Genomic DNA, 14,162 nt, shown 5'->3' on the forward strand with positions numbered 1-14,162 from the left:
CAGATGATGATTTTTGTCATGTTTCTTCATTTATAAGTATCCTTTTCATCTGGCTACATCTGTCTGCCCTTTAAATGTATTTTCAAAAAAAAAGCCCCGACATCGGTCGGGGCTTTCTTTTTAAACTAATCTGATTATTCTACAGATACGCGAACCAATTGGTTGCCTTCAGTTGTCTGAAGACTGATCATATACATTCCTTTTGCAAGGTGTGTAAGATCAAGTACCTGCAAGTTAGAACCTGCGTTGGCTTTTCCATCGGTTGAAAGAACAACACGTCCACTGAGATCAAGTACATTGATAACATAAGACTGATCATTCAATTCACTGTTGAACTGAACATTCAACAATCCTGTTGTAGGATTCGGGAATACCTGAGTAGCAAGTGCTTTAACAACTTCCGGTTGGTTACCGGCCAGACGGCAGGAGATAGGAGCAATTGCCAAAGTACGAGTACCGGAAACACCACAAGAGTTTTCAGCTTTCACACCAATAGTACCGGCTGATGTACCGATATTAATAATCGCGAAGTTACTGATGGTAGGGTTACCTGAAATCACAGTATATCCGGCAGGAACAACCAACTGATACTGGGTAGCACCCGGTACAGCAGGCCATGTGTAAATGTCATCAAATGCCATACATGGAGTCGCGTTACCAGAAAGTGACGCAGGAGTACCAGGGTTACCAAACACATTCACACAACGGTCAGGACCTGCACCACAGCCATTATTACCATGAACACAGATAGTACCGCTACTGAATACTGCAGGGAATGTAACCGTAATTGAGTTTGTGGAAGAACTACCTGTAGCACCGGCAGGCAATGTCCAGGTGTAACCACCTGTCGCACCAGCAATGGAAGGAATGCTATAGATATAAGTCTGTCCGCAAACACCTGTTGTAGGATCACCGGTGATATTACCAGGAGTTCCAAGTTTACCAGTTCCAAGAGTTTTGCAACGTTGAGCTGAATTACCAATCGGAGAACCACAAGAGCTAACAGCAACAACACAAACACTACCGGAGATAAATCCTGCAGTTGTTGAAACAGTTGCAGAAGTACCACTGCCAACTACAGAAACTCCAGTTCCTGATGCAGTCCAGATGTAAGAAGCTGCACCGGCTACAGGTGAAATGCTGTAAGATGAAGAGCCACCAGGGCAAATTGTGCTGGATCCGCTAATCACGCCTGGAAGCTGTGGAGCAGTGCTAATATTTACACAACGTGATCCACCTGTGTATCCACAAACTGTTGTTGCAGAAACGCAAAGTGTTCCACCTGTAAATCCTGCACCAAAGGCGACGTTCACAGTAGGTACAGAAGTTGTAACTGATGCACCGGCACCATTGATAGAAGCATTACCACCGGTGATAGTCCAGTTGTAAGTCGCAGCACCATCAACAGTAGCTACAGTGTAGATACCAGTTGAACCAGGACAAGCAATAGTTGAAGCGCTTGTATAATTTGGTGTAGAAAGGGTTGCACGGATCCAGCTGCATTTTGTATTCAGACTGTTACCACATGCATTCTTAGCGAATACACATACGTTCCAACCGGAAATACCTGCAGGAGGAAGTGCAGCGTAAGTAAGTGTTACTGTAGTTGAAGTTGAAACATACGGACTTGGGTTACCATCAAACAGGATACCTGCAGGACCGCTCCATGAATAGCCAGTAGCCCCCGGTACAGATGTACAAGTCATAGTAGCTGTTCCACCAACACAACCAGAAGCAGGGAAGCTGACAACTGCGATTGATCCAACAGGAGCTCCTACAGTTACTGTTACAGAAACAGAAACACAAGAAGTTGTTCCGCAAAGACCTTCAGCGCGTGCATAGAATGTATGTACTCCGGCACCAGTGATAGCACCTGTTGTGATCGTTGAACCTGTTCCGATTACAGAACCTGCTCCACAACCACCTTCATACCATTTCCATGAAGCTCCTGTACCCAATGAACCACCAGTCAATGACAAGGTAACGTTGTTACCTGAGCAAATCTCAGTAGCAGATGCAGAAGCAGAAGTAGCAGGTGTAGAAGCTACACAATTGGTACCAACAGTCGCTGTACAAGAAGCTGTACAACCATTTGCATCGGTAACTGTATAAGTGTAAGTTCCGGCAGCAAGTCCTGAGAACAATCCATCTCCTGAATAAGGGGAAGTTCCACCACTGGCAACCACGGTCACTGTACCATCATTTGATCCAGGGAAATTTTCGTTAGTTGGTGTGCATGCAGCAGACAAAGCAGAAGGTTCAGAAATTGTTGCAGTACCTGAACCTGCACAACCGTTAACATCTGTAACTGTATAGGAATATGTTCCAGGAGCAAGTCCTGTAAATGTTCCTTCGCCGGTATACGGAGCAACACCACCTGTACCTGTAACAATCACAACACCGTCGTTAGCTCCATTACATGTTACATTCGTAACAGAGAAGGAAGGAACGACTGTATTTGCGGTTGTAGTTACACTAAATGCATAGGTACCTTCTGAAGAATAGGTTTCTATTACAAAAATATATGTTGTGTTCGCGGTTACAGGAATATTGCTTAGCAATGAAGTAGCACTCGCGCCACCATCATCATCAGAAGCTATCCAGTTACCGCCCGCATCCAACAAGTGGAGATAAGTATCCGCAGAAATATCTGCACTCAGGTCAATTGTAACGGCATTGTCACATGGACCTGTAGTGAAAGTATAATATACATCAGGAGTACCACGTCCATTTGTATTTGAAATGGTATAGTCGTTATGCCAGCAATTTGATGAGAAGTTATCACCTGTTCCTGTAGCTGGTAAAGTTACCGCTATAGCTGTTCCAATTACATCTCCTGCAGGTGCAGGATTAACTGTAAATGTCCAGTCAGAGCAACCGGAAGCGTCTCCAAAATCATTCTTTGGAACAACTTTCCATGCATATGAACCAGCTGCAAGAATACCTGCAGAGTAGGTAGTACCAACCTGGTTAGGAGAAACCAGAGTAGTTGCAGGACCGGCACCGGCATCAAAATAGACATCGTAACCTGTAGATCCACTTGCTGCAGGCCAGCTCAGTGTAGTCGCACTTGCACTCTCACAGGAAATACCTCCGTCTGAAGGCGAACTAGGAGAAGCAACACAAGATGGAGCATTTGTAGTAAATGAAATTTCAGTACAACCAGTAGCATCGCCAATTGCATTTTTAGCAATGACTAACCAATTGTATGTATTTCCACCTGCAACAGTAGCAACATAAGAAGTACCTGCCTGGTTGGCGGATACAAGAGTTGTTGCTGGAGCGTTTGCATCCAGGTATACATCATAACCGGTTGCACCACTTACAGCTGACCAGCTGAGAGTTTGTGAAGTACTGCTGGCATTGGCGCCATTTGCAGGACTGAAACCTGAAGCACAAGAAGGTACAGTAGCGGTTACACAAACTGAGTAGACACCGGTAGCGGCACCTGAAGCAGTATGGTAAATTCGTACAAAATATGTATTACCAATGGTTAAACCAGAACCTGTGAAGGTTTCAGCACCACCCGTAGATGTGTTATTAATACAACCAAGTGATGTCAATGTGCCCGTACAAGTGTTATCAGAAGAACTGAATACCTGCAAGTGAGCATTGAAACCTGTTCCGGATTGAACTGTAACAACAGGGTTAGCAACAGGAGCTACAAATGAAAACCAAACGTCATCGTCTGCTGTACCACCACAAACTGCCTGAGGAGATGCTGTAGCAGTAATAGTTGTACCACTTGTAGGTGTACAGGAAGAACCAACTGTTAAACTAATTGCTCCACAAATATTATCATTAGCCGGTGGAGGAATAACTTCATTCACGCAGATGGAGAACATCGATATACCACTTGTTGTATAACCAGCAGTTGGTAAAGCGTTAGAACCAACACCAGAATGGTATACTCTCACGAAATACGGATCAACCACGGTTAATCCAGTAGCAATTGTTTCAGTAAGACCGGTACCAGCTGCATTTACACAATAGAGTGCATTCAGACTTCCGTCAAGAAGTTGAACAACTGCATCGTATCCGCCACCAGGACGAACAGTGACAGTTTGAGAAGAAGTTGTTGCATTGAAGCTGAACCATACATCATCATCAGGAGTACCTGGAGTTACAGCGGAACAAACAGGAATGCCGGAAGAAGCAGTTGCACCACGACTCTCATAATATGTACCACAGAAAGATGTACAAGGACCACCAGTGTTTACAGTCAATGCAGTTGCACTGCCCACTTCATCATTTCCAGGAGAATAGGTAGGAGCAACGCCAGGACCGCCATAAGTTGCTACGGGGCTAAATACGTACTGTGAGTTACAAAGCGGAAGGTAAGTTCTTGCATTTAATCCACTGTTTGCAGTAGTTGCAGGAGTATAATCGAAATTGGTTGTGTATTCATCACGCAGTGCCATTACATCGCTGTAAGAAGCAGGTGTAGTGAATGACCATCCACTCAAACCAACTGAATATGCAAAACCGAAGTTAGCGCTTCCGTTGAAACCTTCCATTGTACCATAATTGAAGGTAATGGTGTTTCCGTTTTCATCGAGTATAACCTGGAAATTCAGGTTTGGACCTGAATTACTAAACGTTTCCATTCCGATCCATTCGCAGATGATTTGAGCTGAACCGCTACCCAGAGTACCAACAATCTGGTATTTCATAGAAGCGTTCAATCCGGCAGTGGTTGCAGGGTTTCCTGTACATACCAGATCTTCCCAGAAAGGAGCGACAACCGCACGAAGTGTAGTTGCTGAAGTTCCTAAGTTATTCTGATATTCTGTTGAAGTAGATGCTGTATTGAATGTCAACCAACCGTTTGTACAAGCTTTCAAACCAGATACAGACTGTCCTTTGTAAGTGAAAGTAGTTCCGGAAAGAGAAACTGTATTCGAAGTTTGATCATCTGTAGTTGTTCCCGGGAATGAATAGTTCGTTCCGGTTCCGACAATTGAAGAATAAGAGATTCCTGTATTGTAAGAAGGATCAAAATGACAATCAGCAGGGGAAACAAGACATTCGTTTGTCCATGCATCACTACCTGAACAAGTTACTTTAAGACGGTAATAAATAGTATTACCAACCAATGAAGGAGATGTGTAAGAAGCAGTTGTTGCACCACTTCCACCAACAGCGTTTGCCCATGGGTCACCACCACCATTATCATCTGACTCTTCCCACTGGAAAGTAATACCGGAAACACCGGTAGTATAACCTGTCGCTGTTAAGGAAACAACACCAGGATTGCAATATCCGGCAGTTGCAGGAATTGTACCAGGAGTTGGAGTACCTGAACAAGGTGTTGGAGGTGTGAATGTATACACTCGTCCATTATCAGGTAACAAAGGAGCAGCGAAAGTACCGACAGCTACTGTGGAAGCAGAACTTGTTCCAATTGTAGGAGTTGACCATGCGCCTGTATTACTGATTGAACGTACATTGGCAGCAGCAGTACTGGCACCTCTCAAACCAACTTGCACAGTTGTAGCTGAAGTTCTACCAGAAGCTGTCGTAAACGCACCATATCGCAGTTCAACGACGTTAGAAGTTTCATAGAGCCAAACCTGGCAGTTTCCGGTGGCAGGATTACCTGTGCCGGAAAAAGCTTTAATACCTACATATTCAATTTTTGTAATTCTGCTTGGTGTAGAACCGCTTGTTTGAACATAATAAGTGGTTGCTGTTGTGAGTGTACCGTTCAAATCTTTGTTGAACACAGAAATCACATCATTCACTGTACCACTTAAAGCAGAATAGTTGGTAGTTGAAGTCGGAGCTCCAAAACCAACCCAACCGTTAGAATTAATTCTGAAAGTGGTGTAAGCAGTACCACCAAAATTAAAACTAAATGGAAGAGTTTGAGTTGCCGAGATAGCATCATCCATAGAGCTTAAGGTCACGGCAGCTGTACCTGGTCCGCCTACAATTGTAGAATAAGCGGCAGTAGTATTGGCAAAGGTATAACTACCAATTTGCGCAATAGAATTTGTTGTCCAGAGCCCCAATAGGAGAACAAGACAACACGCCCAACGATAAGACCGCTGAAGCGATTTTGTGGAGTACATTTTGTGTTCCATCTTTAAGTTGTTAAGTTTAGTTGTGATTTGATTGATTATTGATTTAATTCTGTAAGTCCCGGGAACAAAAAATTGAATCGTAGAAGTCCATTCTACCATTTGGACAATATGAAGTATTACTACGAAAAAGAAAAGACAAATTAGTAGGTTTCGTCAATTGATAAGTTTTATGGTCTCTAAAGTAATTATTCTTTTCAATTATACCAATAATTGTTAATAAAATCCGCCATGGGTTTGGCGAATGGCTATTTTTGCATGGTGAACTGATATTTAAAACCATGGTGTTTTCTTGTTTCTAACCGGGTAAGCAGTTTATTCGAAAAAACTTATTTGCCACGGTTGTGTTAAACTTCTGCAAAGAAAAATAAGCAAGAAACCTTATTTTTAAAAGAAAATTATACAAACTGATACATGAACTGGTTAAAAGGGGCAAAGTTCGTGGTAAACATTTTATTTAATGTTTGAATAATTCCAGAACAAAAACCATTCCGGTCTTCATTCAAATGAACAGCAGATTACATTTGAATAAAACAGTTAAATAAAATTCTGTAAGGAAAATTTTGAATGTATCCTGAGCTCCTGAATTTAAGGGCTAAGAGTGAAAATTAATAAACTCGAACGATTTTCCAACATTGAATAATCGGTGGATTCAACAATACGATCACCATTTAAATCGCAAGCAAAATAACCAAACTGCATTTGTCCCAAATCCGCATCCATCTTTATGTCATCAGCGGAATTGATAAAATTATCCTGGTTTACATCTCCGGTTTTTAATGCAAATACTCCCGGCTCCATTTGTACCATATTACTTCCAAATGATTTTGAATTGGCATTCGTAAAATCATACAGTGTATCAGGTGTATTAAAGGCAAAAAGGGTACTACTCCAGGTTTCAAGGCTATTTCTATGTCTCAGAACGATATAATAAGCTTGTAACAGGGCAGGTTGAGGAAAATATGCCGGCGCAAGACCATTCACTGAAAGCAATGCCTTACTGGAATACAAAATTGTATGCGGAATCGCTGAAGAAGCAAGACAAACTGTAAGAGTATCAGAGATGGTGTCATTTGGATTTATGCTCGCTACCATATGTCTGTTGCTTGTGTAAAATCCTTCAAGGAAGGCCTTGATATTTAATGCATAAGCAAATGGCTCTGTTGCGAACACATATTGAGCACAGGATTGTGTATTTCCGGATGCATTGTAGGGTTCAACTCTCCAGTAATAAGTATATCCTAATTTGAGAGTGCCACTGAAAACACTTGTATCAGTTACATTTGCCAGAAAATGAACCGCCGGATTCAGGGTATCAAGATATACAATGTAGCCATTTGCATTTGGTGAAGGGTTCCACCTGATTTGAATACCTGAAGAAGGTACATTGATGGTCGCATTTGCCGGTAACTGAAGAGTCGGACATACTGGTCTTGGCGATGTAATACAAATCGTAAAATTACCACTACCACCTCCGGCAGCCGCATGATAAACACGAATGAAATACGTCTGACCAAGTGTGAGTCCATTCGCAGAAATGGTTTCAAGTTGGCCTGTACTTGTATTGTTCAGACAGGACATCGCTGTTAAACTTCCACAACTTCCACTGAATAATTGAACGACTGCATTAAATCCCGCCCCACTTTGAACATTAATATTCAAATTCCTGTTTGTTGCGACAAATTTATACCAGACATCATCATCCGGATTTGTTCCAACAGCAAAACAAGAAGGAATCGAAGCAGATGCAGTTGCTCCAACAGTTTGAGTTCCTATAACAGCAGTGCAATTTTCTTTTACAGCAAGGGAAATTGCATTTGCACATTCATCATTTGATGGAGGGAGGGGTGTCGCACTCACACAAATTGAAAACTGTCCGGATGAACTACCTGATCCCGCTCCTTTGTGATAAACCCTGATGTAATAATCCTGAGAAGGAATCAGTGAAGTGGTTGATATGGATTCAAAGGCTCCAGTGCCGGTTGCATCGGTACAGCTTATAAGAATGAAAGTTGCAGAATAAAGTTGTATAACTGGATCGAAACCTCCTGATCCGGCAACTTTGATTGTTGTATTTGAATTGGTCGCTGTGAAACTGAACCAAACATCATCATCTGCTAAACTGCCTGCACAAGCAGCTTGTCCACTCGGAGTAGCATTCAGGGTTGTATAATAAGTTCCGCATAAATCAATACAAGGACTTGCATTTGAAGGAAGAGGGATCGCTGATTGCTGATCATCATTTATTGGAGGGTCAAGAGTAATTGACTGAGGTGAGTTGTTTCCCGCACTGAGTAATATACTAGAATTACAAAAAGGTATGAAATTTAAAATGTCATATGGAATAAAATCAAAAGAGGAACTGTTTGCTGTCTGTTGACAAAACAATTCTCCCGGTTGTAATACTGGGCTGAGATACATGGCATTTACACCGCAAGAATAGGTGTATAGGTGTGTCGATGTTCCATTGAATCCTTCCATGGTTCCATAAACAAACTCAATCTGATTGCTGCCTTCATATAGTTTTAATTGAAAATTCAGGTTAGGCCCGGCATTTTGATACGATTCCATCCCAATCCATTCAACAGTGAGTATTCTACTTCCTGCAATGCCACTGGTTTGATACCGTATACAGCTGGTGAGTCCGGCAAGTGTGTTAGGATTTCCCTGACAAACAAGATCTTCATAAAAAGGAGCAATAATTAGCGGAGAGAGGGTAGAACCTGTAGCGCTCAGGTTTGCATTAATATAATTGTATGGTGTGTTACTTCCGCCTCCTGTAGCTGTTGTGGATGTATTTAATGTGATAAATCCATTGGTTGAAACAAGAAAGTTCGAAAAAGTTGCACCTTCATAACCGAAACCGAAACCAATTGGAATTGAAGTACTGAGATTATCATCGGTATTCGTACCATTTTTCCATGAACTTACGGAAGTACCACTTCCACTAATAGATGTATAAGTGATTCCATTTGTTAAGATAGGAACAAAATCAAGTAAAGTACCAGTTTGAAACTGATTGACAGGACAACCTGCTGCAGGACCGACAACATTTCGTGGTTCAATGCGATAGTAATAAGTAGAATTCCAGGAAAGGATTCCGGGAGCGTAAGTTGTCCCGCCCTGATTGGAAGAAACCAGTGGAAGTGAAACCGGATTAGTTCCAAAGTAGACATCGTATCCGCTTGGACTTCCTCCTCCATTTGTCCAACTGACGGCGTTAAAATCAGGTGAGAGGCCCGTTGCTCCATTTGCCGGATACAGACTGCTTGCACAGTTTGGTACTGAAGTTGGAACCGGAGGAGTAAATTTGTAGTTACGCGCAGTTGCAACGGCAACTGTATTGTTGTTAATTTCTGTTAGACTCTTGGTACTACTAGACGCATTAATACAAAAGAAATCAGTTGGACTGGTAGCCATTCCAATTGTATAGCCTCCGGTGAGTGAATTTGCAACGAAACCTGAACCATAAACAAATTGAACCATTTTGGTATTCTCAAACAACCAAACCTGGAATTTTACATTGGCGCTTCCGGATATATTTTTTGGAACCGTGAGATTCCATTCAACAGTAAGTTTGCGGTTTGGAGAAGTACCTGTTGTCTTGAAATGTACGATACCATTTACACCGGTACTAAGATCGTCCCAATACGGACAGATTTTAGGGAAATCAGTTGCACCAGTGAGCAAGTTTGATCCTGAATTTGAAACAGCGGCACTTCCAAGACGCATTAACCCATTACTGTTGACAGAAAACTGCGTGTATGAAACTCCTGCAAATGGAAACGAAAATCCGATGTTCTGAACAGAAGACGCTATATCATCGTTTGAGGAAAAAATCAATAATGATGTTCCGCTGGTCATGTCATCAAGGGCAGGTGCACCGGATGTACTTAGGGTGTAATCATTAATTTGAGCGTAGGAAGTAGTGGTCCCTATTACCAGGGCGAGGAAACAAACAACTGGCATTACCAATCTCAGGTAGTATTTTTTCATCACAGGACTTAATTTATTTAAGGAATACTGACCATCATCAAATTCACTTCCGGAAAATTGAGTTCATTGAAAAAAATGTAAGAGGCCGGAACTTAACTTTAATGAAGAAGAATTCAGGGAAGAGAGAAGCCCCTTACCTTCTCATTAACAAATGTAAGCATTTCCTCATCAAGGATCAAGGTAAATTTAAGTGAATATAATTTTAAAGGAAAAAGTAAGGAAGTTCATTTTAAAATCATGTTAGCCCTGATTCAGATATTGTTCAAAATAGTTCTTCCAATTTAGTAAGGGAATCCTTGTACATTTGCATTCAATAAATAGAGCAAAAAATGGTTTTTATGATGCTTTTTTCATTTTAAAACCATTTAAAGGTTTAATCCTATTACTCCTCCCGACAATGTCCGTTTTTCAAAAAAAATCAATAAAATTCGACCTTACAAAATCCTTTGATTCTTTACCGGTAGACTATGTTGACGGGAAACCGGATCTGGCTCCTTTTTATAATGTTTTTCCTTCCATTGAAAATTGCCTTGGAATTGCAAAATCCCGTTCGACTCAAGAAATTGATAGAAAGTTGCTTGTTGAAGTAATTTCGGAACAATATAAAATTGCAGGAATAGATCTTTCAGGCTTAACTCAACAGAATCTTCTTTCAATTCTGGATCCTAAAACCTTTACCGTTACCACAGGACATCAGTTGAATTTATTTACCGGTCCACTTTATTTTATTTATAAAATTCTAAGTACAATTAGTCTGGCTGAAAAACTCTCAAAAAACGGTGTAGGCGTTGTTCCTGTCTATTGGATGGCATCCGAGGATCATGACATGGAAGAGATTCGTTCTGCTACAATTTTCAGTCAAAAAATAGAATGGGAGACAGATTGGACAGGTGCTTCCGGGAAAGCAAAATGCACCGGAATTGCCTTAGCTTTGGATCAACTGAAGCAAAAGATGGGCACGTTACCCGGAGCAGATGAACTATTCAAGCTCATGTCAGATGCATACACAGGCGCCGCTAACCTTGGTGTGGCAATGCGAAAACTAGTGCATTCCTTATTTCATAAATACGGGTTAATCATCCTGGACGCCGATGACGCTCGTTTGAAGTCGAAATTCTTACCTGTAATCGTGGATGATCTTAAAACACATTCAGCGGAAGCACATGTTTCAAAAGTCATTGCGGACCTTGGTAAAAATTACAATATTCAGGTTCATCCACGGAACATTAACCTATTTTATCTCACTTCCGATAAGAGAGAAAGAATTGTTCTGAACGCCGACAGATATGAAGTCCTTGATTCAAATAAATCCTGGTCAAAAGATGAAATAATTGCCGAAGTGAGGAACCATCCTGAGAGGTTTAGCCCGAATGTTGTGATCAGACCTTTGTATCAGGAAAGCATTCTGCCCAATATTGCAGTTATTGGAGGCCCTTCTGAAATAGCCTATTGGTTGGAGTACAAATCCACGTTTGATTTTTTTGGCATTCCATTTCCAGCCTTAATTCTCAGAGCCAGTCTTTTACTGATTGATTCTCCCTCGCATGAAAGAATGAAAAAATTCAACATTCTTCCGGAACAAATTTTCGATTCATCAGACGCCTGGTTAAAAAATTATTTTAAAAATACTTCAGAGCTTTCATTCTCAATTTCTGATTCACAAAACACACTAGAAGTGGAATTCAACCGGCTTGCCGAAGAAGTTTCCCGGATCGATGCAAGTTTAAAAAGTAATGTTGAAGCAGAATTACAAAGAATGAAGAATGCATTGAAGACGATAGAAGAGAAGGTTATCCGTGCAAAAAAGAAGAAAAGTGAAAATGAAGTAAATCAAATTGTGAAACTCAAAGAAAAATTATTTCCTAACAATTCACTTCAGGAGAGAATTGAAAATTTCATACCTTTTTATTTACGGTACGGTACATCGTTTTTTGATGAATTACTTTTGAACATCGATCCATTTGATCAACGTTTTATTATTCTGACTGAAAAGTAAAGATTCTGTTTTAACAGATAAGATCAGTACATGATCTCAAGAACATTGATAAACAACAAAAGCAAACCTACCTGAATCCCGAGACGAATATGTCTCACGGTTTTATACCAACGTGTGTGACGAATCATTTTTTCAGTAACAGCAAAACTCAAACCTGTAAGACTGAAGAGAAGTACTACCCATTGCGTAGGAATTCCAGTCATGGTCCGTGGAACCCATGAGTAAAACATGTAAATCCTTTCAGGATAACTGTCATTTGCAATGTAACAAACAGCCCAGATGAACCAATAGAGCAGCACCGGGATCTGAAAAATCAGACCAACATAAGCAAAGTCAAATGACCGTCGCAGACTAATTGTATTCATTATTGTGGACTAAAATGCAGGCTGTGAGTAAGAGGGGACTCGCAATAGTCCGCCTTTAAAACAAACATAATCAATTCTGTGCAATCATGCAAAAAAAAAGCAGCCCATTGAGCTGCTTTTTCGATTTCAGTGCCAGATACGTTTATTCAATGACCACTTTTCCAGCGGAAAGAACCCGATTTTTCTGAAATATTCTCCAATAGTATATTCCTGCTGTTAGACCTTCTTTATGGAAAGTAAGGGAAGTGTTCGAATTGAAGTCTGGGACAAGGATTTTCCTGACAGTGTTGCCAATAACATCATAAATGTGAAATTCCAAACCTGAACCTTGAATTTCTCCATCGGATGAAATAAGGAGATTCGATTCTGACCTGACAGGATTTGGATAAACGATCGCACGAATTCCATTTCCGGAAGGATTCTGAATTCCTGTTGTTCTCCAGATTTCAAGTATTGGTGCAGCTGTAGCACTTGCTCCCGCATAAGGCAATCCATACATCTCTTCCAGAGTGCGCAAATGATCATAATGGTGATACCCATTCGCAAAATATGTTCCGGCCTGCACCATAGGGCCTACAAAAATTGTTGGAATACGATTTTGATACAAATTGTTGTCTTCGTCAAAAGTAAGAATGAATAAACTGTTGTGAGTCATCGCCCAATTCACATAAGCTTCAAGATGAGTTCTCACCCATTCATCACCTACAACAATCCTGGCAGGATCACTGCCATTGTGCATATCATTGTCCTGATTAGGAACTACAAAACTCAGATCAGGCAATTGATTAAAGTCTGTAGGAAACATTGTTAAAGGCATATTACAACTTGCCGGGATTTGATTCGTTCCTGTACCTTGCCAATTCACCCAGGGATTGTGTTTACGTGCATATCCACCTGAACTGGCAACATTTGAACCGACTCCCGGAAGGTCTTCAGAATATCCCCCGAAAGTAAATCCGGCATTGAGAAGTGAAGCTCCAAGGTTTGGAACTGACCAGGGAGTGCCTGTAGGAACATTGTCAGTTGTCACCCCTTGATTATCGCCAGAAAACAACATAATGTAATTGGGTTGACTTGGATGTGTTAATGCATAAAATTCAACCATATTAGCACCTATACCAGCAAGGTAATTGATGTATGGAGCAGAGGCGGAACCAATTATTTGAGGGAAACCATGATTTTCGAGAACACAAATCACTACTTTATCAGGCTTTGGAATAAAGGCATTGACTTTAGTTCCCAAAAACATAACCAGGATGGGAAGTACTATCCTGATTTTATACATCTGAAATATGATTCGGATTTTCAAGGTATAATTTACCATACAATTTAATTTGCTCATGGGAGTTGGTAGGTTTGTGATCTAAAGGATCCTAAAATAAGTTCATCATCCTGTAGAAAATCTGATTTTGTTATTCTATGTACGGGCTTCTTGAACATTGTTTATTAATTATACAGGATAATGATCCTTTTTGTTTTAATCATACAGAACCGGAAGAGGCCAGAATTTTCATTTTTCGAGTGAGATCTTACAATTCTTTTCAAATTGGAAAAACGATTTTCGGAGGGTCATTTTTTATCACCGCAATTTATAAAAATAATGAAATACCTTCTGGAGAATTCCGATGATATACATCATCATAGTCAATTGAGTCCCCGAATATTATGTTAAATGAGTCATTTGATTTTTAGGATAAAATTCAAATTCATGATTAAAAACAA

5 protein-coding genes are annotated in these 14,162 nt (G+C 40.7%); 1 reads left to right on the plus strand and 4 read right to left on the minus strand.

Features of this window, described 5'->3' with window-relative positions:
• Positions 1-134: 134 nt before the first annotated feature.
• Both IPP86_13420 and IPP86_13425 read right to left on the minus strand, forming a co-directional pair.
• On the minus strand, positions 135-6,074 hold the full coding sequence (locus IPP86_13420; protein ID MBL0139509.1) for a T9SS type A sorting domain-containing protein: 5,940 nt from the start codon (positions 6,072-6,074) through the stop codon (positions 135-137).
• 597 nt (positions 6,075-6,671) lie between these two features.
• Positions 6,672-10,079, minus strand: a complete 3,408-nt coding sequence (locus IPP86_13425) for a hypothetical protein (protein MBL0139510.1) — start codon at positions 10,077-10,079, stop codon at positions 6,672-6,674.
• Positions 10,080-10,476: 397 nt separating this feature from the next.
• Here IPP86_13425 and bshC point away from each other — a divergent pair, with 397 nt between their 5' ends.
• Complete coding sequence (gene bshC / locus IPP86_13430) at positions 10,477-12,075, plus strand: bacillithiol biosynthesis cysteine-adding enzyme BshC (GenBank protein MBL0139511.1); 1,599 nt, start codon at positions 10,477-10,479, stop codon at positions 12,073-12,075.
• A 23-nt stretch (positions 12,076-12,098) separates the two neighbouring features.
• Here bshC and IPP86_13435 read toward each other — a convergent pair whose 3' ends face one another.
• Entirely contained in the window at positions 12,099-12,440 is a 342-nt protein-coding gene (locus tag IPP86_13435; GenBank protein MBL0139512.1) for a hypothetical protein, read from the minus strand.
• Positions 12,441-12,582: 142 nt separating this feature from the next.
• Complete coding sequence (locus IPP86_13440; protein MBL0139513.1) at positions 12,583-13,725, minus strand: T9SS type A sorting domain-containing protein; 1,143 nt, start codon at positions 13,723-13,725, stop codon at positions 12,583-12,585.
• Positions 13,726-14,162: the final 437 nt, after the last annotated feature.

The sequence above is a fragment of the Bacteroidota bacterium genome, from assembly GCA_016720935.1.
Taxonomy (GTDB): Bacteria; Bacteroidota; Bacteroidia; order AKYH767-A; family 2013-40CM-41-45; genus JADKJP01.

Bases quoted from the DNA above. Each gene is read 5' to 3' on its own strand.
- IPP86_13425 (MBL0139510.1), bottom strand. From the start codon at position 10,079: ATGAAAAAATACTACCTGAGATTGGTAATGCCAGTTGTTTGTTTCCTC.
- IPP86_13440 (MBL0139513.1), bottom strand. From the start codon at position 13,725: ATGTATAAAATCAGGATAGTACTTCCCATCCTGGTTATGTTTTTGGGA.
- IPP86_13420 (MBL0139509.1), bottom strand. From the start codon at position 6,074: ATGTACTCCACAAAATCGCTTCAGCGGTCTTATCGTTGGGCGTGTTGT.
- bshC (MBL0139511.1), top strand. From the start codon at position 10,477: ATGTCCGTTTTTCAAAAAAAATCAATAAAATTCGACCTTACAAAATCC.
- IPP86_13435 (MBL0139512.1), bottom strand. From the start codon at position 12,440: ATGAATACAATTAGTCTGCGACGGTCATTTGACTTTGCTTATGTTGGT.